The sequence below is a fragment of the Isoptericola haloaureus genome, assembly GCF_036689775.1.
Classification (GTDB): domain Bacteria; phylum Actinomycetota; class Actinomycetes; order Actinomycetales; family Cellulomonadaceae; genus Isoptericola; species Isoptericola haloaureus.
This window is the reverse complement of record NZ_JBAGLP010000107.1, coordinates 47,021-65,544: the sequence shown is the minus strand read 5'-3', so window position 1 is coordinate 65,544 and position 18,524 is coordinate 47,021. Positions and strand designations below refer to the sequence as shown.

Annotated in this window: 19 protein-coding genes; 12 read left to right on the top strand and 7 right to left on the bottom strand. The window is 74.1% G+C overall.

What is annotated here, in order from left to right; genetic code table 11:
• Nucleotides 1-76: 76 nt before the first annotated feature.
• From nirB to V5O49_RS03515, 4 genes are all read left to right on the top strand, one after another.
• Nucleotides 77-2,746, top strand: a complete 2,670-nt coding sequence (gene nirB / locus V5O49_RS03530; RefSeq protein WP_332901024.1) for a nitrite reductase large subunit NirB — start codon at nt 77-79, stop codon at nt 2,744-2,746.
• A gap of 68 nt (nt 2,747-2,814) precedes the next feature.
• Complete coding sequence (gene nirD / locus V5O49_RS03525) at nt 2,815-3,201, top strand: nitrite reductase small subunit NirD (protein ID WP_278237515.1); 387 nt, start codon at nt 2,815-2,817, stop codon at nt 3,199-3,201.
• Nucleotide 3,202: 1 nt separating this feature from the next.
• A complete protein-coding gene (gene cobA, locus V5O49_RS03520; protein WP_332901023.1) occupies nt 3,203-3,997 on the top strand; it encodes a uroporphyrinogen-III C-methyltransferase in 795 nt (264 codons plus the stop codon).
• Between the two features lie 31 nt (nt 3,998-4,028).
• Nucleotides 4,029-5,126, top strand: a complete 1,098-nt coding sequence (locus V5O49_RS03515) for a uroporphyrinogen-III synthase (RefSeq protein ID WP_332901078.1) — start codon at nt 4,029-4,031, stop codon at nt 5,124-5,126.
• On the opposite strand, the gene V5O49_RS03510 is transcribed toward V5O49_RS03515, so the two are convergent.
• Nucleotides 5,077-6,426, bottom strand: coding sequence for a sensor histidine kinase (locus tag V5O49_RS03510; RefSeq protein ID WP_332901022.1), 1,350 nt, complete (start codon nt 6,424-6,426; stop codon nt 5,077-5,079). The two genes, V5O49_RS03515 and V5O49_RS03510, sit on opposite strands and share 50 nt — an antisense overlap.
• On the bottom strand, nt 6,423-7,079 hold the full coding sequence (locus tag V5O49_RS03505) for a response regulator transcription factor (protein ID WP_332901021.1): 657 nt from the start codon (nt 7,077-7,079) through the stop codon (nt 6,423-6,425). Before V5O49_RS03505 ends, V5O49_RS03510 begins: the two co-directional genes overlap by 4 nt.
• A gap of 134 nt (nt 7,080-7,213) precedes the next feature.
• Here V5O49_RS03505 and V5O49_RS03500 point away from each other — a divergent pair, with 134 nt between their 5' ends.
• From V5O49_RS03500 to V5O49_RS03490, 3 genes are read left to right on the top strand one after another with little or no spacing between them, the layout of a single operon-like run.
• On the top strand, nt 7,214-8,434 hold the full coding sequence (locus V5O49_RS03500; RefSeq protein WP_332901020.1) for a LolA family protein: 1,221 nt from the start codon (nt 7,214-7,216) through the stop codon (nt 8,432-8,434).
• On the top strand, nt 8,431-9,390 hold the full coding sequence (locus tag V5O49_RS03495) for an ABC transporter ATP-binding protein (RefSeq protein ID WP_332901019.1): 960 nt from the start codon (nt 8,431-8,433) through the stop codon (nt 9,388-9,390). The genes V5O49_RS03500 and V5O49_RS03495 overlap by 4 nt, the downstream gene beginning before the upstream one ends.
• Entirely contained in the window at nt 9,377-10,243 is an 867-nt protein-coding gene (locus tag V5O49_RS03490) for an ABC transporter permease (protein WP_332901018.1), read from the top strand. The genes V5O49_RS03495 and V5O49_RS03490 overlap by 14 nt, the downstream gene beginning before the upstream one ends.
• 31 nt (nt 10,244-10,274) lie before the next feature.
• Here the strand turns inward: V5O49_RS03490 and V5O49_RS03485 are convergent, their stop codons facing one another.
• The 5 genes from V5O49_RS03485 to V5O49_RS03465 form a co-directional block, all read right to left on the bottom strand.
• Complete coding sequence (locus tag V5O49_RS03485; RefSeq protein WP_332901017.1) at nt 10,275-11,327, bottom strand: sulfate/molybdate ABC transporter ATP-binding protein; 1,053 nt, start codon at nt 11,325-11,327, stop codon at nt 10,275-10,277.
• On the bottom strand, nt 11,324-12,163 hold the full coding sequence (locus V5O49_RS03480) for an ABC transporter permease (protein WP_332901016.1): 840 nt from the start codon (nt 12,161-12,163) through the stop codon (nt 11,324-11,326). Before V5O49_RS03480 ends, V5O49_RS03485 begins: the two co-directional genes overlap by 4 nt.
• Entirely contained in the window at nt 12,160-12,966 is an 807-nt protein-coding gene (gene modA, locus V5O49_RS03475) for a molybdate ABC transporter substrate-binding protein (RefSeq protein WP_332901015.1), read from the bottom strand. The genes V5O49_RS03480 and modA overlap by 4 nt, the downstream gene beginning before the upstream one ends.
• Entirely contained in the window at nt 12,963-13,370 is a 408-nt protein-coding gene (locus tag V5O49_RS03470) for a TOBE domain-containing protein (protein ID WP_332901014.1), read from the bottom strand. The genes modA and V5O49_RS03470 overlap by 4 nt, the downstream gene beginning before the upstream one ends.
• A 76-nt stretch (nt 13,371-13,446) precedes the next feature.
• A complete protein-coding gene (locus tag V5O49_RS03465; protein WP_332901013.1) occupies nt 13,447-14,313 on the bottom strand; it encodes an AraC family transcriptional regulator in 867 nt (288 codons plus the stop codon).
• A 97-nt stretch (nt 14,314-14,410) separates the two neighbouring features.
• Here V5O49_RS03465 and V5O49_RS03460 point away from each other — a divergent pair, with 97 nt between their 5' ends.
• The 5 genes from V5O49_RS03460 to V5O49_RS03440 all read left to right on the top strand — a co-directional run bounded on the left by V5O49_RS03460 (nt 14,411) and on the right by V5O49_RS03440 (nt 18,411).
• Nucleotides 14,411-15,700: a molybdopterin molybdotransferase MoeA gene (locus V5O49_RS03460; RefSeq protein ID WP_332901012.1), complete on the top strand. Its 1,290-nt coding sequence runs from the start codon at nt 14,411-14,413 to the stop codon at nt 15,698-15,700.
• A gap of 55 nt (nt 15,701-15,755) precedes the next feature.
• A complete protein-coding gene (locus tag V5O49_RS03455; protein ID WP_278235012.1) occupies nt 15,756-16,208 on the top strand; it encodes a helix-turn-helix domain-containing protein in 453 nt (150 codons plus the stop codon).
• A 3-nt stretch (nt 16,209-16,211) separates the two neighbouring features.
• Complete coding sequence (locus tag V5O49_RS03450) at nt 16,212-16,808, top strand: PIN domain-containing protein (protein WP_332901011.1); 597 nt, start codon at nt 16,212-16,214, stop codon at nt 16,806-16,808.
• A 74-nt stretch (nt 16,809-16,882) separates the two neighbouring features.
• A complete protein-coding gene (gene moaC, locus V5O49_RS03445; protein ID WP_332901010.1) occupies nt 16,883-17,362 on the top strand; it encodes a cyclic pyranopterin monophosphate synthase MoaC in 480 nt (159 codons plus the stop codon).
• A complete protein-coding gene (locus V5O49_RS03440) occupies nt 17,359-18,411 on the top strand; it encodes a molybdenum cofactor biosynthesis protein MoaE (RefSeq protein ID WP_332901009.1) in 1,053 nt (350 codons plus the stop codon). Before moaC ends, V5O49_RS03440 begins: the two co-directional genes overlap by 4 nt.
• Nucleotides 18,412-18,524: the final 113 nt, after the last annotated feature.

Genomic DNA, 18,524 nt, shown 5'->3' with positions numbered 1-18,524 from the left:
CGGCGTGAGCAAGATGTTCGCATCAGGTAACCCCTCCCTGACGGTCCGGTCACGGTGGCTCCCTACTGTCGACGACATGAGCAGCGAGCCCACTCCCCGCAGCACCCGGCACGTCGTCGTCGTCGGCGGCGGCCCCGTCGCACAGCGCTTCGTCGAGGCGCTGCGTTCGCGCGACACCGACGGCGCGTGGCGCATCAGCGTCTTCGCCGACGAGCCGCGCAAGCCCTACGACCGCGTCGGGCTGACCCGCTACTTCGAGGTCAGCGACCCTGAGGAGCTCACCCTGGGCGACCCGGCGCTGTGGGACGACCCTCTGGTGGAGCTGCACAGCGGCTGCCTCGTCGCGTCGATCGACCGGGAGAACCGGACGGTCACCGACCAGCTCGGCCGCGTGCACCCCTACGACGAGCTCGTGCTGGCCACCGGGTCGAACGCGGCGATGCCGCCGATCCCCGGCAACGACCTGCCCGGCGTCTTCGTCTACCGCACCATCGACGACGTGGCCGCCCTGCGCGGCTGGGTCGAGTCCAAGCGCGAGGCGGGCCGCGTCGAGACGCGCGGCGGCGTCGTCGAGAAGCCGGTGCGCGGCGCCGTCATCGGCGGCGGCCTGCTCGGGCTGGAGGCCGCCGGCGCGCTCAAGGCGCTCGGCGCCCAGGCCACCGTCATCGAGTTCGGCACCCACCTCATGGGCGTGCAGTGCGACCTCGGCGGCGGGCAGGCGCTCAAGCGCCTCATCAACGACAAGGGCATCGCGGTCCGTCCCGAGACGGCCACGAAGCAGATGGCTCCCCACCACCGCACCGGCGACGTCGGGCACCTGGACTTCAACGACGGCGGGCGCCTCGACGTCGACGTCGTCGTGGTGGCCACGGGCGTGCGTCCCCGGGACGAGCTCGCACGGGCCGCGGGGCTGCCGGTCGGCGAGCGCGGCGGCGCCGTGGTCGACCTGACCTGCCGCACCGAGGACCCGAACGTCTGGGCCATCGGCGAGGTCGCCTGCATCGAGGGCCGGTGCCTCGGGCTGGTCGCGCCCGGCAACACGATGGCGGAGGTCGTCGTGGACCGCCTGCTCGGCGGCGGGGCCGAGTTCCCCGGCGCCGACACCGCCACCAAGCTCAAGCTCTCCGGCGTCGACGTCGCCTCCTTCGGCGACGCCCACGGCCGCACCGAGAACTGCGTCGAGGTGGTCTGGGCCGACCCGACCGCCGGCGTCTACAAGAAGCTCGTGCTCTCGGACGACGCCACGACGCTGCTCGGCGGCGTGTTCGTCGGCGACGCCACGCCGTACGCCTCGCTGCGCCCGATGCTCGGTGCGCAGCTGCCCGGGGACCCGGCGGCGTTCCTGCTGCCCGAGGGTGCCGGCGCCGCCCCGGACATCGAGCTGCCCGACGACGCGAACGTCTGCTCGTGCAACAACGTCTCGGCCGGCACGATCCGCGGGGCGGTGACCGACCACGACTGCACGTCCGTCGGCGACGTCAAGAGCTGCACCAAGGCCGGCACCACCTGCGGCGCCTGCCTGCCGTTGGTCAAGAAGATCACCGAGACCGAGATGGAGCGCGCCGGCATCGAGGTGTCGACCGCGCTGTGCGAGCACTTCGCGATGACGCGCGCCCAGCTCTTCGACGCCGTGCGCGTGGCCGACCTGCACTCCTTCAGCGACATCATCGAGCGCTTCGGCACCGTCCCCGAGGGCGCGAGCAGCGCGGGCCGCGGCTGCGACATCTGCAAGCCGGTGGTCGCCTCGATCCTGGCCAGCCAGGGCAACGGGCACATCCTGTCCGGCGAGCAGAGCGCCCTGCAGGACACCAACGACCACATGCTCGCCAACATGCAGAAGGACGGCACCTACTCCGTGGTGCCCCGTGTGCCGGGCGGCGAGATCACCCCCGAAGGCCTCATCGTCATCGGCCAGGTCGCCCAGGACTTCGGGCTGTACACGAAGATCACCGGCGGGCAGCGCATCGACATGTTCGGGGCCCGCGTCGAGCAGCTCCCGGAGATCTGGAAGCGGCTCGTCGACGCGGGCTTCGAGTCCGGCCACGCCTACGGCAAGTCGCTGCGCACGGTGAAGTCGTGCGTCGGGTCGACGTGGTGCCGGTACGGCGTGCAGGACTCGGTCGGCATGGCCGTCGAGCTCGAGCTGCGCTACCGCGGTCTGCGCAGCCCCCACAAGCTCAAGCTCGGTGTCTCCGGCTGCGCCCGCGAGTGCGCGGAGGCCCGCGGCAAGGACGTCGGCGTCATCGCCACCGACAAGGGCTGGAACCTCTACGTCGCCGGCAACGGCGGCCAGACGCCGAAGCACGCCCAGCTCCTGGCCGAGGACCTGGACTCCGCGACGCTGCTGCGCACCATCGACCGGTTCCTCATGCTCTACATCCGCACCGCGGACCGCCTGCAGCGCACGGCCCCGTGGGTGGAGGAGTACGAGGGCGGGCTCGAGGCGATCCGCGAGGTCGTCCTGGAGGACTCCCTCGGCATCGCCGACGACCTCGACGCCGCGATGGCCCAGCACGTCGGCGCCTACGAGGACGAGTGGAAGGCCGTGCTGGAGGACCCGGACAAGCTGGCCCGCTTCGGCTCCTTCGTCAACGCGCCGACGACGCCGGACCCGGACCTGGCCTACGTCGCCGAGCGGGGCCAGAAGCGCCCGGCCACGCCCGAGGAGATCGCCGCCGGTGCCGTCGACCCCGCGCTCTCCGGTCCGGTCCTGGTGACCGGTCCCACGCTGGAGGTCCGTGCGTGACCCCCTTCGCCGTCGCCGACACCCCGACCGACCCGTCCACCGACCTTCCGACCGACCCGGAGGCCACCATGACCGCGATCGACACCGCCGCGCCGACCTGGACGGCCGTGTGCCGGCTCACCGACCTGGCGCCCGAGCGGGGTGCCGCCGCCCTGCTGGAGCGTGCCGACGGCTCGCCGGTGCAGGTCGCTGTGTTCCGGCTGCTGGACGACTCCGTCCACGCCGTCCAGCAGCTCGACCCGTACGCCGCCGCGAACGTCATGTCCCGCGGCATCGTCGGCACGCGCGGCGGCGAGCCGACCGTGGCCTCGCCGGTCTACAAGCAGGTCTTCGCGCTGCGCACCGGCGAGTGCCTCGACACCGGCGGCAAGGAGCCGAAGGCCGGGCTCGGCGAGCACCTGGAGTCCTTCCCGACCGAGGTGCGCGACGGCGTCGTGCACGTGCGGGCGACCTGAGATGGCCGCGCACGCCGGACACGTCACGCTCGTCGGGGCCGGCCCCGGCTCGGCCGACCTGCTCACCTACCGGGCCTGGCGGGCGATCGTCCGGGCCGACGTCGTCGTCCACGACCGCCTGGTCCCGCTGGAGGTCCTCGAGGACCTGGGCCCCGACGTCGAGGTGATCGACGTCGGCAAGGCCCCGGGCAAGCACAAGGTGCCGCAGCCCGGGATCAACGACCTGCTGGTCGAGCACGCCCGCCGGGGGCGCCGCGTGGTGCGCCTCAAGGGCGGCGACCCGTTCGTGTTCGGCCGCGGCGGCGAGGAGTATGCGGCCTGCCGTGCGGCCGGGGTCGACGTCGACGTCGTCCCGGGGGTGTCCTCGGCCCTGGCCGTCCCGGCGCTCGCCGGGATCCCGCTGACCCACCGGGGGACGACGACGGCGTTCCACGTCGTCACCGCGCACACCCGCGCGGGGGAGCAGCAGCTCGACGACACCGCCGTGTCCTGCGTCACGGACCGGACGGCTACGCTGGTAGTTCTCATGGGAGTGTCCTCGCTGCCGGCGATCGTGACCAGGCTGCTCGACGCCGGGGCGGACCCGGACATCCCCGTGGCGATCGTGGAGCGAGGCTCGACACCTGACCAGCGGGTCACCCGGACGGGGCTGGACCTGGCGGCCAAGCGGGCCGAGGAGGTCGGGGTCCGGGCGCCCGCCGTGATCGTGATCGGTGACGTGGCGGCACGAGGACTGTTGGAGGAGACGACCGGTGGCGAGCCCGGAGACCCCGTCGTGGGGGACGCGCGTGGCTGAGACCGCGACCCGACCGGCCCTCGGCCAGGTCATGGCCGGGTGCACCGTGCTCGTCACCGCCGACCGCCGCTCCGGCGAGCTGGCCGCCGCCCTGGAACGCCGGGGCGCGACGATCCGCCACGCCCCCGCGCTGAGCATGGTCCCGCACGTGGACGACGACGCGCTCATCGCGGCGACCGCGGCCCTCGTGGACGACCCGCCCGACGTCGTCGTGGCCACCACCGGGGTCGGCTTCCGGGCGTGGATCGAGGCGGCCGACGCCCACGGGCTGGCCGACGACCTGCTGCGCGTCCTCGGCGAGGCCCGCATCGTGGCCCGCGGTCCCAAGGCGCGCGGCGCCGTGCAGGCCGCCGGGCTGGCCACCGACTGGGTGGCGGAGTCCGAGACGTCGGCCGAGGTGGCCGAGGTGCTGCTCAGCGAGGGCGTCACCGGCCAGCACGTCGCGATCCAGCACCACGGCGCCGGGGCGGACGGCCTGGACGAGGTGTTCGCCAAGTCCGGGGCGCGCGTCTCCCCGCTGATCGTGTACCGCTGGGGTCCGGCACCCGACCCGGACGCCGTCGCGTCCTCGGTGCAGGCCGCCGCCGACGGAGAGATCGACGCCGTCGTCTTCACCTCCGCCCCCGGCGCCGAGGCGTGGATGGAGTCCGTGGAGAACGCCGGCGTGCTGGACGAGGTGGTCTCCCGCTTCACCACCGGCGAGATGGTCGCCGCCTCCGTCGGCCCGGTGACGTCCCGCCCGCTGGCGGCACGCGGCGTGACGTCGCTGGAGCCCGAGCGCGGCCGCCTCGGGGCGCTGGTGCGCACGCTCGTCGGGCACTACGAGCACATCGACTCCGTCGCGCTGGGCACGGTCGCCGGCCCGCTGGTCATCCGGGCCCGTGTCGCGGTCCTGGACGGCCAGGTGCTGCCGCTGTCGCCGACCGGCGTCGAGGTGCTCCGGCTGCTCGCCGCGGCCGGCGGGCACGTGATCACCCGCGACCAGGTGCTCGAGGTGCTGCCGGGGGTGTCCCGCGACGGGCACGCGGTGGAGGTCGCGATCGCCCGGCTGCGCGAGGCCACCGGACGCAAGGACCTGATCAAGACGGTCGTGAAGCGCGGCTACCGGCTGGAGCTGACGCACCGCTGATCGGCAGCGTCACCGTGGCCCGCAGGCCGCCGAGCGGACCGTCGTCCAGCGTCACCTCGCCCCCGTGCTCGCGCGCGATCTCCCGCGCGATGGCCAGGCCCAGCCCGGTCCCGCCGCCGTCCCGCTCCCGCGCGGACCCGAGCCGCGTGAACCGGTCGAACACGCGCTCGCGGTCCGCCGCCGGGATGCCGGGCCCGTCGTCGTCGACCGTCACGACGCCGTCGCGCACCTCGACCTCGACCCGGTCGCGGGCGAAACGGCGGGCGTTCTCGACGAGGTTGCGCACGACCCGCTCGACGGCGGACGGGTCGACGACGGCGCGCCCCTGGCCGTGCAGGTCGACGTCGCCCGCGGCGTGGCGGACGACGTCGCGCAGGTCGACGTCGCGCACCTCCGGCGGGGAGGCGCCGACCCGGGCCAGGACGAGGAGGTCGTCGGCGAGCGCCTGCAGGCGGACCACCTCGTGCTGGAGGTCGGGCATCAGCTCGCCCGTCTCGTAGGCCTCGGGGTGCGCGGCGGCGACCTCGATGCTGGTGCGCAGTGCGGCGACGGGGGAGCGCAGCTCGTGGGCGGCGTCGGCCACGAAGTCGGTCTGGCGCCGCGCCGCGGTGTCCAGCCGGTCGAGCATCGCGTTGAGGGTCTGCGCCAGCGCGGCCAGCTCACGGGCGCGGGGCACCGGCAGCGTCCCGGGGCCGCCGACGCCGCTGACCCGGTCCGCGGCGGCGCGCAGCTCCTCGACGGGCCGCAGCGCGCGCCCGAGCAGCACCCACGTCACCAGCCCCAGCGCGAGGGTCAGCAGCGGGACGACGACGCCGAGGGACAGCCGCAGTGCCGTGAGCACCCCCTCGACGGTGGCCAGGGGGAGCGCGGTGACGACGCGTTCGCCGGTGGGCAGGGTGTCGACGAGTACGCGGGCCGGCCCGGACCCGTAGGCCGAGTCCTGGCGGGTCGCGGCGCCGTCGGTCGTCGAGACGAGGTTCGCGGGGGCCAGCACGGGCAGGGTCCGGCTCGCGTTGGGCGAGGACGCCACGACGCGGCCCGCGGCGTCGACGAGCTGCACGATCTGCCCGGGCTCGTCGGCGGCGAGCACCCGGGGCAGGCGGTCCTCGGCAACGAGCGCGGTCACCTGCTCGGCCGTGCCGCGCAGCACGTCGTCGGTGGCCGCGATCCTGCTCTGCGAGACCACCGAGGTCAGCGCGAACGCACCGAGCACGAGGGCGGCGCCGGTCAGCCCGGCGGCGACCAGGGTGAGCCGCAGCCGCAGCGACAGGCCCCGGGGCGCGGTCCGGTCGTCGGTCACCGCCCGACCACCCGGTAGCCGGCGCCGCGCACCGTCTCGATCGCGCCCTTGCCGAGCTTGCGGCGCAGGTACCCGACGTAGACCTCGACGACGTTGAGGTCGTCGCCGGCGGCGTCCCACACGTGGTCGCGCAGCTCGACCTTGGTCAGCACCTCGCCGGGTCGGCGCATGAGGTGCTCGAGCAGCGCCGTCTCGCGGGTGGTGAGCTCGACGAGCGCGCCGTCCTGGCGCACCTCGCGGGTGGCCGGGTCGAGGGTCAGGCGCCCGGCCTCCAGCACGGCCGGGCGCGGCGGGGCGCCGCGGCGCAGCAGCGCCCGCAGCCGGGCGACCAGGACGGAGAACGCGAACGGCTTGGCCAGGTAGTCGTCGGCGCCGACGTCCAGGCCGCGGGTGACGTCGTCGTCGGAGTCCTTGGCGCTGAGCACGAGGACCGGCGTCCAGATCTCCGCGCGCCTCATCTCGCGCAGGACCTCCAGGCCGGACCGCCCGGGAAGCATGAGGTCCAGGACGACGACGTCGTGGTCGCCCTCGAGCGCGGCCTCCAGGCCGGTCTCGCCGTCGGCGGCCACGTCGACCGCGAATCCCTCCGCCTGCAGGCCCCGGCGCAGGGCCCGCGACAGCACCGCCTCGTCCTCCACCACCAGGATGCGCACCCCCGCAGCATGGCACCGGCGGGGACCGTCCGCGTGCTCAGCCCCGCGTGAGCTGCGCCCGCCCCGTCCGCGCTGTCCGGGCAGGAGCCGTCGTTCTCAGCCTCGTCTCAGGAGGCCTCGGCCACAGTGGTGCCATGAACACCATGCGCAGCCTCTCGCCCCGGGCGCGGTGGGCGGTCCCGGCCGTCGTGGCCGGCGCCGTCGCCGCCGCCTTCGCCGTCCCCGCCACCGTCGGCGCCGTCGCGAGCGACGACCTGCCGGCCGTCACCGCCGACGAGCTGGTCGACCGCGTCGCGAACGCCGAGCCGGTCCCCGTCTCCGGGACCGTCGTCTACACCGCGCGCCTCGGCCTGCCGGACGTGACCGTCTCCGAGCTGCAGGGCGCCGGCCCGCTGGACCTGCTCGGCGGCAGCACGACGATGCGCGTGTGGTCCGACGGCGAGGACTCCTCGCGCGCCGCGCTGCTCGGCGACGTCTCCGAGTACTCGGTGGTGCGCTCCGGTGCGGAGGCGTGGACCTACTCCAGCGCCGACGACGAGGCCGTGCACTACGTCCTCGACCCGGCGGACCAGGAGCGGTACGACGAGCTCGCGCAGCAGGCGCTCGAGCCGGACGTCGAGGGCGACGTGCCGACGCCGTCGGAGCTGGCGGACGTGGCCCTCGCCCAGGCGCGCATCTCCACCGACGTCGAGACCACCGACCCCGTCGAGGTCGCCGGGCGTGCCGCGTACCAGGTCGAGCTGACGCCGCAGACCGACGCCACCCTGGTCGACCGGATCCGCGTCGCCGTCGACGCCGAGACCTGGCTGCCCCTGCGCACGCAGGTCTGGAGCGTCCAGGACGCCGAGGCACCGGCGCTCGAGGTGGGCTTCACCGACGTCTCCTTCGACGTCCCCGAGGCCAGCGTCTTCGAGTTCTCCGCCCCGGCCGGCGCCGAGGTGCGCGAGGTCGTGGTCCCGCTGCCCGAGCCGGGCACCATGGAGAAGCCGAGCAGCTCCGCGCTGGGCGAGGACGCGGACGTCGCGGTCTCCGGCACCGGCTGGGAGACCGTCGTCGAGGTCTCCGAGGTGGACGTCGAGGCGATCCTCGGCGCGACGGCCGAGGGCCGGCTGCCCGAGGGCAGCACCGGGTCCAGCGGCGCCGACGACCTGTTCGAGGAGTTCACCGACGCCGAGGAGGGCGAGCTGCCGGGCATCCCCGAGCTGGACACGCAGGCGCTGTACGAGCAGCTCACGACGCCGGTCGACGGCGGTCGCCTGCTGACCTCGGCCCTGCTGACCGTCCTGGTGACCGACGACGGCCGCGTCCTGGCCGGGGCGGTGCCGCCCGCGACGCTCGAGGAGCTCGCCGGATGACCGCAGACGTGCCCGCCGCGGAACCCGCGGTGCGCACCCGCGGTCTGACGAAACGGTTCCGGTCGGGGCAGGTCGGCGTCGACGCGATCGACCTGCACGTGCCGCGCGGCGCCGTCTACGGGTTCCTCGGGCCGAACGGGTCGGGCAAGACGACGACGATCCGGATGCTCCTCGGGCTGGTGTCGCCCACGGCGGGGTCGGTGGAGCTGCTGGGTGCGCCGATGCCACAGGCGGGCCCGGCGGTGCTGCCGCGCGTCGGGGCGCTCGTCGAGGGCCCTGCCTTCCACCCGTACCTGTCCGGGGAGGCGAACCTGCGCCGGCTGGACGCCGCGGACGCGACGGCGTCGCCGGCGACCCGCGCACGCCGGGTCGGCGCGGCGCTGGAACGCGTCGGGCTGACGGCGGCCGCCGGCAAGAAGTACCGGCAGTACTCGCTCGGTATGAAGCAGCGCCTCGGGCTCGCGGCGGCGCTGCTGCGTCCGCGGGACCTGCTGCTGCTCGACGAGCCCACCAACGGGCTCGACCCGCAGGGCACGCGCGAGGTGCGGGCGCTGGTGCGCGAGCTGGCCGACGGCGGTGCCACCGTGCTCGTCTCGTCGCACCTGCTCAGCGAGATCGAGCAGGTGTGCTCCCACGTCGGGATCATGTCGCAGGGGCGGCTGCTGGCCCAGGGCCGTCGCGCCGAGATCGCCGACGACGGCGCACCCGAGGTGCACGTGGCGACGCGGTCCGACCAGCGCGGGCACCTGGCGCGGGTCCTGACCGGGCTCGGGCTGACGGACGTGCGGGTCGACGGCGAGGTCGTGGCCGCGTCCCTGGGCAGCGTCGCGGTCGAGAAGGTCGCCCAGGCGGTGGTCGGCGACGGCGTCGACCTGCTCGGCCTCGAGGTCCGGCGGCCCACGCTGGAGGACGTGTTCGTGCGGCTGACGGGGGAGGGGTTCGATGTCGCTCGCTGAGGCTCCCGTGGCGGAGACGCCCGCGGCACCGGCCCGCGCGACGGCCCGCCTGCTGCGCAGCGAGCTGCGCCTGGTGTTCGGCCGCGTGCGCAACATCGTGCTGCTGGCGGGACTGGCGGCCGTCCCGCTGCTCATCGGCACGGTCCTGTTCATCACCCAGGACACGCCCGTGGCCGGGCAGGGGCCGCCGTTCCTGGACCGCGTGACCGGCAACGGCGTGTTCCTCGTGTTCGCGGCGCTGGTGAGCTGCCTGCCGTTCCTGCTGCCGCTGTGCGTGTCGATCGTGTCCGGCGACGCGATCGCGGGGGAGGCGGGCGCCGGCACGCTGCGGTACCTGCTGGTGGTGCCCGTCCCGCGCACCCGCCTGTTGCTGGTCAAGGCGTTCGCCGCCCTGGCGTACGCGGGAGCGGCCGTCGCCGCGATCGCCGTCGTCGGTCTGGTCGCCGGCGCCGCCTTCTTCGGGGTGGGCGACGTCGTGCTGCTCTCGGGGGACACGATCCCGCTGGCCGAGGGCATGGTGCGCACGCTCGGCGTGGTCGCCTACGTCATCGCCTCGCTCACCGGGCTGGTCGCTGTCGGCCTGTTCCTGTCGACGCTGACCGAGGTGCCGGTGGCCGCGATGGCCTCGACGGTGGTCGTGGCCATCGTCAGCGGCGTGCTGGACGCGCTGCCGCAGCTCTCCGCGATCCACCCGGGGCTGCTCACGCACCACTGGCTCGACTTCGGGGAGTTCCTCCGCCTCGAGGTCGACGCCTCGACGCTGCTGGCCGGGCTGGCCGTGCAGGCGGCCTGGGTCGCGATCTTCGGGGCGCTGGCCTGGAGCCGGTTCACGACGGCGGACGTGTCGTCCTGACCGGTCGCGGTCGCGCGCGGCCCATCGCCGCTCACACCGGGTAGACGTCGACCTCGGCGGCCTTGACCGCGAGCCACACCTCCCGGCCGGGGGCCAGGCCGAGCTCGGCCACGGATCCGGGCGTGACGTCGGCGGCGAGCCGGTCGGTGCGCACCCGGACGAGGTCGCCGTGCGGTTCCAGGGACCGCACGGTGGCGCGGAAGGTGTTGCGCGGGGACCCGTGCGGGGCGTCGAGGTGGACGGCGACGGCCGCCGGGCGGCACACCGCCGTCATCGCGGCGCCGAGGGCCACGTCGGGGGCGCCGTGCCCGTGCACCACCTCCCCGCCCGCGGTCGCGACGCCGTCGGACGTCCAGGTCCCGGACAGCAGGTTGAGGCCGGCGATCGACGCGGCGAAGGCGCTGCGCGGGCGGGACAGCACCTCCGCCGTCGGGCCGCGTTCGACGACGCGCCCGCCGTCGACGACGGCGACCTCGTCCGCGAGCAGCAGCGCGTCCAGGACGTCGTGGGTCGCCAGGATCGTGGTCTGGTCGGCGAGCAGGTGCTGGAGCGTCTGGCGCAGCGCGGGGGTGACGTCGACGTCGAGGGCCGCCATCGGCTCGTCGAGGAGCAGCAGCCGCGGCGCGGCGGCCAGCGACCGGGCGATCGCGACGCGCTGCGCCTGCCCGCCGGACAGCGCGGCCGGACGCCGGTCGGCGCGGTCCGCGAGGTCGATCGCGTCCAGCCACCGGTCGGCTCGCGCGGCGGCCTCGCGGCGGGTCGCGCCCTGCGCCCGGGGGCCGAACGCGATGTTCTCGCGCACGCTGAGGTGCGGGAACAGCATCGGGTCCTGGGCGAGCAGCGCGACCCGGCGGCGGTGCGGGGCCACCCACGCGGTGCGGCGGCCGTCCCGCGCACCGGCGAGCGCCCGGCCGTCCAGGGTGATCGCGCCGTCGTGCGGCCGCAGCGTCCCGGCGGCGAGGCCGAGGGCGGTGGACTTGCCGGCCCCGTTGGGTCCGAGCAGCGCGAGCGTGCGGCCCTCGGCGACGTCGAGACGGACGTCCAGGCCGCGCGACGGCACGGTGGCGGTCAGGGTGAACGTCATCGGACGGCCCCTCGGCGGTGGGTGGCGGCGATGACGACGACGGCGACGGCCACCAGCAGCAGCGACAGTGCGACGGCCGCATCCGGGTCGGTCTCCCGCTGCAGGTAGACCTCCAGCGGGAGCGTGCGGGTGACGCCCTGCAGGCTGCCGGCGAAGGTGATGGTGGCGCCGAACTCGCCCAGCGCCCGTGCGAACGCGAGCACCGTCCCGGACAGCAGACCCGGCCACACCAGCGGCAGGGTGACGCGGCGCAGCACCGTCGTCGGGCTCGCGCCGAGGGACGCGGCCACGACGTCGTAGCGCTCGCCGGCCGTGCGCAGCGAGCCCTCCAGGCTGACGACGAGGAACGGCAGGGCGACGAAGCTCTGGGCGAGCACCACCGCCGTCGTCGAGAACGCGATCTGCAGGCCGAGCACCTCCATCGACTCCCCGAGCAGCCCGCGGCGGCCGAACGTGGACAGCAGCGCGACGCCACCGACCACGGGCGGCAGCACCAGCGGGACCAGCACGAGGGAGCGCAGCAGGTGCTGGCCGGGGAACCGGCCGCGGGCCAGCACGAGCGCCATGGGGATGCCGAGCACCAGGCACAGCAGCGTGCTCGCCGTCGCCGTCTGCAGGCTGAGCACCAGGGCGGCGCGGGCCGACTCGCTGGTGACCAGGGCCCCGTAGTTCGACCAGTCGACGCGGGTGCCCATCGCGACCAGGGGCAGGACGACGAACAGGCCGCCGACGACGGCGGGCAGGTAGGCCCAGCGGGGGAGGCCGGCGGGGAGCTCGGCCGGGTCGCGTCGCGTGCGGGTGGTTGCGGCGCGCTCGCTGGTGGCCGGGGCGCTCATGGTGCGGCGAACCCGAGGTCGGCGACTACGGCCTGGCCGTCGGGGGAGAGGACGGCGTCGACGAACTGCTGGGCGAGGGCGGCCTGGTCGGTGCTCTGCCGGGTCCGGTCGACCGTGGCGATCGGATAGGTGTTCACCGCGGCGTCGGACTCGTCAAAGCCGATGCCCTCGACCAGGTTGTCGGCCCGGTCGACGTCGGTGACGTAGACGAGCCCGGCGTCGGCCTCGCCCGCGGTCACCTTGCCGAGGACATCCGTGACGCTCTGCTCCTCGCTGACCGGCTGCAGCGTGATTCCCGCGTGGTCGACGACCGCGGTCGTGGCGGCGCCGCACGGCACCTCCGGGGCGCAGACCACGAGGTTGAGGCCCGGGTCGGTCAGGTGCTGGAGGTTGGCGATGCCGGCCGGGTTGCCGGCCGGGACGGCGATCTCCAGCGTGTTGGTGGCGAACGCCTGCGGGGCGTCGACGAGGGCGTCCGCGACGAGCGTGTCCATCGTCGCGGTGTCGGCGGTGGCGACGACGTCGGCCGGGGCGCCCTGCTGGATCTGCGCGACCAGGCTGGACGACCCGGCGAGGTTGAGCTGGACGTCGACGCCGGGATGGTCGGCCTCGAAATCCATGGCGATCTCCTCGAACGCCGCGGTCAGGGACGCGGCGGCGAAGACGGTCAGCGTGGTGTCCGCCTCACCGTCCGAGGTGGTCGCCGTGCCGGTGCTGCAGGCGGAGAGCGCGACGATGGCGCTCGCGGCGAAGGCGAACGCTGCGGTGGCGCGCTTCGTGCGGCGGGGGAGGGCCGTCGTCATGCGTGGCCCCGGTCGGGGGTCTCGATGACGACGTTCGTCGACTTGATGGTGGCCACCGCGACCGAGCCGCGTTCCAGCCCCAGGTCGCGGACCGCCTCGCTGCTCATCAGCGACACCACGCGGAACGGGCCGCACTGCAGCTCGACCTGCGCCATGACCGTGTCGATCGTGAGGTCGGTGACCAGCCCGACGAACCTGTTGCGGGCCGAGCTCTTCATGCCGTGCGGCAGCCCGGGCGGGGTGGCGTGCTCGCGGGCGACCATCGCCACCTCGTAGCCGTCGACCACCTTGCGGCCGGAGTCGTCGCGGTCTGCCGTGAGCAGTCCCCGGTCGACCCAGCGGCGCACGGTGTCGTCGCTGACGCCGAGGTAGACGGCGGCCTCGCTGATCCTCATCTGCGGCATGAGATCCACTCTAGACCCGTGGATGCGTGACGGGCCGGTGATGGGCGCTCGCGGCCCACCACCGGCTCGTGCAGGCTCAGGCACGCTCGACGGGCAGCCAGAGCTCGGTGGTGGCGGTGCTGAAGTCGTCGGCCCGCTCCAGGACCGCCACGATCGAAGGTCCGGGACGCAGCCGCCACGGGTTCGACGGGAACCACTGCGTCGCCGAGGCCGCGTACGTCTCCTGCAACACGGTCGGATACGCGCCCGAGCTGCGAAAGACGACCCAGGTCCCCGCGGGGACCTCGATCACGTCGAGGTCCGCCGGGGCGTGCGTGCCGACGTCGACGGCGACCCCGTGCAGGTACGTGAGCTCGCTGCCCTCCGTGTAGTCCGGGTCGACGTCGGCGCTCACCTGGAGCAGACCGGCGGGTTCGGTGTCCCCGAGCGCCCGGAGGCGCGCATGCTCGGCGGCGGGCAGTGACGCGACGTGCGCCTGGATGTGCGGGTTCACGCCCTCGTGGATCAGCGGCACACGGGCGGCGTGGCCGACGAGCCGGAAGTCAGGGCGATCGGTGAGGCGGGTGTCCATGGAGGAGCTCCCTTCGACGGTCAGGCGGAACCTGAGCTGTGGTTGTGATCGAAGGGGGCCACCGTGCGTCCTGACATCGGCGGGCCGGGTCCCGTGCACCGCGCGGAACGCCCGGCCGAACGCCTCGGCGGAGCCGTACCCGTAGCGGACCGCGACGTCGAGGACGGGGTCCCCGGCGACGATGTCGGTCGCGGCGACGGTCATGCGTCGACGTCGCACGTAGTCGGACAGCGGCATGCCGGCCAGCGACGAGAACATCCGGCGCAGGTGGTACTCGGTCGTGCCGAGGTCGGTGGACAGGTGCTCGACGTCGATGTCGTCGCAGAGATGGCTCTCGACGAGGTCGACCAGTCGGTTGAGCTCGGTGATCACGGCGACTCCCTTCACGACCCAGCCTGCGGTGGCGGTGTGCGGCTGCGCCCGATCATCGTGGACCGATCCGATCGGGGCGCGACGTAGGCTGACTGATGTGCACGCAGAGTCGAGACGTCGGCCCGTCGACGACCACCGCGAGGCCGTCCGGGCGCTGATCGGGCCGGCGCTCGCCGTTGCGCGGCGCGCCGAGGCGTGCGATCTGGCCGAGGAGCTTGCCGCGGCCGGTCGCGGTTCCGCGGCCGGTGCCCGTGTCGCAGCGGCCGACGTCGCCGCCGTCGTCGACCTGCCCGGCTTCGACAACTCGCAGATGGACGGGTACGCCGTCCGCGCAGCCGACCTGACCGGAGCGGCGCCGTCGGACCCGGTCGAGCTGCCGGTCGCGGCGCCGGTCCCGGCGGGCACCCAGCCGCCGCCGCTCGCGCCCGGCACCGCGGCCCCCGTGATGACCGGCGCCCCGATCCCGGACGGCGCCGACGCCGTCATCAAGATCGAGGAGGCCGACCCGTCTGCGTTCCCCGAGCCCGGGGCCACCGCGACGGTCCGGTTCACCGCACCGGTGGCGCCGGGCACCTTCGTCCGCCGCGCGGGATCCGACGTCGCCGCCGGTGACGTCGTCGTCCCCGCGGGCACCCGCCTCGGTCCGGCACAGCTCGGCGTCCTCGTCGCCGCGGGCGGCACCGAGGTCGAGGTCGCCGAGCCGCCGCACGTGCTCCTGATCTCCACGGGGTCCGAGCTCGTCCCGGCCGGCGAGCCGCTCGGCCCGGCACAGCTCTACGACGCCAACGGAGCCGCGCTGACCGCCGCCCTGGCCGAGGTGGGGTGCCGTGTCACCCACCGCGTGGTCCCGGACGACCCGGCCGCCCTGCGCACCGTCCTGGCCGAGGCGCCGGACGACGTCGCGCTCGTCATCACGAGCGGAGGCGTCTCCGCGGGCGCCTACGAGGTGGTGCGCCAGACCCTCACGGACGCCTGGTTCGGGCACGTCGCCGTCCAGCCCGGCGGGCCGCAGGGACTCGGCACGATCACGTTGGGTGATCCGACCGCGCCGCGCGACGTGCCCCTCGTCGCGTTCCCCGGCAACCCGGTCAGTGCCCTGGTCTCCTTCGAGCTGTTCCTGCGCCCCGTGCTCGCCGAGGCCACCGGCGCGGTGCCCGCGCACCGGCCCCGCGGCCGGGCGCCGCTCGCCGAGGCGATCGACTCACCCGAGCACCTGCACCAGGTCCGTCGGGGCCGCCTCGACGCCGACGGCCGTGTCGAGATGGTCGGCGGGTCGGGGTCCCACCTCCTGGCCCATCTCGCGATGGCTACGCTGCTGGTACACGTGCCACCCGGCGTCGGGCACCTCGACGCGGGGGACGACGTCGACCACTGGGAGATTCGCTGATACCGACCGCTCCACAGGACTACTGGTTTCGTTTTGTTCGAGTTAAACTCGTGTCATGACTGCAGTGGTTGAGCACACCGTCCTCCCGCCGCGGCAGGAGAGTGAGCTCGTCGGCCTCCTGGAGGTGCTTGAGTCGACCGATCAGGGAGCGTTGGTCGCGCCCGACGGCACGCAGGTCTCCTTGCCCGGCGAGGTCTACGAAGTCCTCCAGGACGTCGTGCGCGCCATGGTGAGGGGTCAGGCGATCACCGTCGCGCCGCACCACACCGTGATGACGACGCAGGCAGCAGCGGATTTTCTGGGAGTCTCGCGACCCACGTTGGTGCGGATGCTCGAGGAGGGGCAGATCCCCTACACCCAGCCCAGCCGCCACCGTCGTGTCTTGCTTGCCGACCTCGTGGAGTATCAGGAGCGGACTCGCCGAGACCGGCGTGAGCTGCTGGACGAGATGACCCGGGAGTCGGCCGGCGACGCGAACCTCGGTAGCGGGTTCGTCTCGACGCGATAGCCCGTGCCGTTCGCCGTCGTCCTGGACGCCTGTGTCCTCGTTCCGCTCGGTCTCTGCGACTCGCTGCTGCGTCTCGCAGAGACCGGGCTGTACCGGCCGCTATGGTCGGACGAGATCCTCGAGGAAGTGCGTCGCACGCTCGCCAACAAGCTCGGTCTGGGTGACGATCGCGCTCGGCGGCGCGTCGACGCGATGCGTCGGGCCTTCCCGGATGCCCTCGTCGAGAACCACGAGAGCCTCATCGCCGCGATGACCAACGACCCGAAGGACCGGCATGTCTTGGCGGCGGCAGTTCGAGCAGATGCGGCACTGCTGGTGACAGCGAACGTCAAGGACTTCCCGCCGGCCTCCGTCGACCCGTACGACATCGACGTCGTCCATCCGGACGACTTCCTGCTCGACCAGCTCGAGCTCGATCATTCGGGTGTCTTGACCTGCCTCCGCGAGCAGCGAGCGGCCTACCGGGACCCTGCGATGGACGTCCATCAGTTCTACGAGATGCTCTCCGGGACCGTTCCCCTGTTCTCTCGTGCTGCGCGGTCTATCGAGCAGCAACGTCATTCTGCGGACGTCGAGGAGCTGGGGCGTCGAGAACCGTAGGCTGGCGTTGCGCACGTGCCACCCGACGTCGGGCACCTCGGCGCGGGGGACGACGTCGACTACTGGGAGATCCGATGAGCGACCTGTCCCACTACCGCGACGACGGTGCCGCCCACATGGTCGACGTCACCGCCAAGGACGTGACCAAGCGCCGCGCGACCGCCCGGGGCGTGCTGCGCACCCGGGCCGACGTCGTCGACCGGATCGCGTCCGGCGATCTCCCCAAGGGGGAGGCGATCGCCACCGCCCGGATCGCCGGGATCATGGGCGCCAAGCGCACCCCGGACCTCGTGCCGCTGTGTCACCCGCTGCCGCTCTCCGGTGTCGACCTCGACCTCACGCCCGTCGGCGACCACGTCGAGATCACCGCGACCGTGAAGACCACCGGCCGCACCGGCGTCGAGATGGAGGCGCTGACCGCCGTCACCGTCGCCGGGCTCACGCTCTACGACATGATCAAGGTCGTCGACAAGGCCGCCGTGCTGACCGACATCGAGGTGGTGGCCAAGTCCGGCGGGAAGTCGGGCGACTGGACCCGGGAGGAGCGGGCATGAGGGTCGCGATCGTCGTCGCCTCGCAGCGCGCCGCCGCCGGCGTCTACGAGGACCGTTCCGGACCGGCCGCCACCGAGTGGTTCACCGCTCGGGGCTGGGACGTGCTGCCCGTCGTCGTCGTGCCCGACGGCGAGCCCGTCCGGGACGCCCTGCTCGAGCTGGTCGAGGGGGACGACGCCGCCCCGGACGTCATCATCACGTCCGGCGGGACGGGGATCTCGCCGACGGACGCCACCCCCGAGGCCACCCGCGCCGTGCTGGACCGCGAGGTGCCCGGCATCGCCGAGCTCGTGCGCGCCCGATCGCTGGCGCCCACGGACCCGGCGAAGAAGGTCGTCCCCGGTGCCGCGCTCTCGCGGGGGACCGCCGGGGTCGCCGACCGCACGCTGATCGTCAACCTGCCGGGGTCGGTCGGGGGAGTGGTCGACGGGCTCGACGCCCTGGCCGACGTGCTGCCGCACGCCGTCGAGCAGCTCGCGGGGCGCGACCACGAGCGCCCCGGGCACGACGGGCACCACGGGCACCATGAGCGCCACGAGCACGACCCGCACCACGAAGAGGTCGCGCACCCGGAGCACCAGCCCGCCGAGACGTCGACGAGCAACGCGACCGTCCTGCGCGCCGACGTGCTCGACACCCCGCTGGACGGTCTCCTGATCGAGCTGAGCGACCTCGTCCGCGACGACACCTGCGGTGCCGTCGCCACGTTCGTCGGGCACGTCCGCGACCACGACGAGGGCCGCGGCGTCACCGCGCTGCACTACGAGGCGCACCCGCTGGCCGCCGAAGTCCTCCGCGAGGTCGCCGAACGGGTGACCACCCGCACGGCCACGGTCACCGGCGACACCGTGCGCACCGCCGTCGTGCACCGCATCGGCGACCTCCAGGTCGGCGACCTGGCTGTCGTGGCCGCCGTCGCCTCCGGGCACCGCCAGGCCGCGTTCACGTGCGCGAGCGACCTCGTCGAGGAGCTGAAGGCCGAGGTGCCCATCTGGAAGGAGCAGGGGTTCACCGACGGCTCCAGCGAGTGGGTGGCGTCGCTCGGCTGACCCGACAGGTCACCCGGGCACTCATCTGCTGTTCACCCGGGTGACAGGTGGGCGACGCCGTGCCGCCACGGAGCGTTCCTAGCGTCGGGGCTGGTCATGCCCCCTCTGCCTCA

What these genes read in the sequence shown, in the direction of transcription:
- nirB (WP_332901024.1), top strand. Translation starts at nt 77, where the DNA reads ATGAGCAGCGAGCCCACTCCCCGCAGCACCCGGCACGTCGTCGTCGTC.
- nirD (WP_278237515.1), top strand. Translation starts at nt 2,815, where the DNA reads ATGACCGCGATCGACACCGCCGCGCCGACCTGGACGGCCGTGTGCCGG.
- cobA (WP_332901023.1), top strand. Translation starts at nt 3,203, where the DNA reads ATGGCCGCGCACGCCGGACACGTCACGCTCGTCGGGGCCGGCCCCGGC.
- V5O49_RS03515 (WP_332901078.1), top strand. Translation starts at nt 4,029, where the DNA reads ATGGCCGGGTGCACCGTGCTCGTCACCGCCGACCGCCGCTCCGGCGAG.
- V5O49_RS03500 (WP_332901020.1), top strand. Translation starts at nt 7,214, where the DNA reads ATGAACACCATGCGCAGCCTCTCGCCCCGGGCGCGGTGGGCGGTCCCG.
- V5O49_RS03495 (WP_332901019.1), top strand. Translation starts at nt 8,431, where the DNA reads ATGACCGCAGACGTGCCCGCCGCGGAACCCGCGGTGCGCACCCGCGGT.
- V5O49_RS03490 (WP_332901018.1), top strand. Translation starts at nt 9,377, where the DNA reads ATGTCGCTCGCTGAGGCTCCCGTGGCGGAGACGCCCGCGGCACCGGCC.
- V5O49_RS03485 (WP_332901017.1), bottom strand. Translation starts at nt 11,327, where the DNA reads ATGACGTTCACCCTGACCGCCACCGTGCCGTCGCGCGGCCTGGACGTC.
- V5O49_RS03480 (WP_332901016.1), bottom strand. Translation starts at nt 12,163, where the DNA reads ATGAGCGCCCCGGCCACCAGCGAGCGCGCCGCAACCACCCGCACGCGA.
- modA (WP_332901015.1), bottom strand. Translation starts at nt 12,966, where the DNA reads ATGACGACGGCCCTCCCCCGCCGCACGAAGCGCGCCACCGCAGCGTTC.
- V5O49_RS03470 (WP_332901014.1), bottom strand. Translation starts at nt 13,370, where the DNA reads ATGCCGCAGATGAGGATCAGCGAGGCCGCCGTCTACCTCGGCGTCAGC.
- V5O49_RS03455 (WP_278235012.1), top strand. Translation starts at nt 15,756, where the DNA reads ATGACTGCAGTGGTTGAGCACACCGTCCTCCCGCCGCGGCAGGAGAGT.
- moaC (WP_332901010.1), top strand. Translation starts at nt 16,883, where the DNA reads ATGAGCGACCTGTCCCACTACCGCGACGACGGTGCCGCCCACATGGTC.
- V5O49_RS03440 (WP_332901009.1), top strand. Translation starts at nt 17,359, where the DNA reads ATGAGGGTCGCGATCGTCGTCGCCTCGCAGCGCGCCGCCGCCGGCGTC.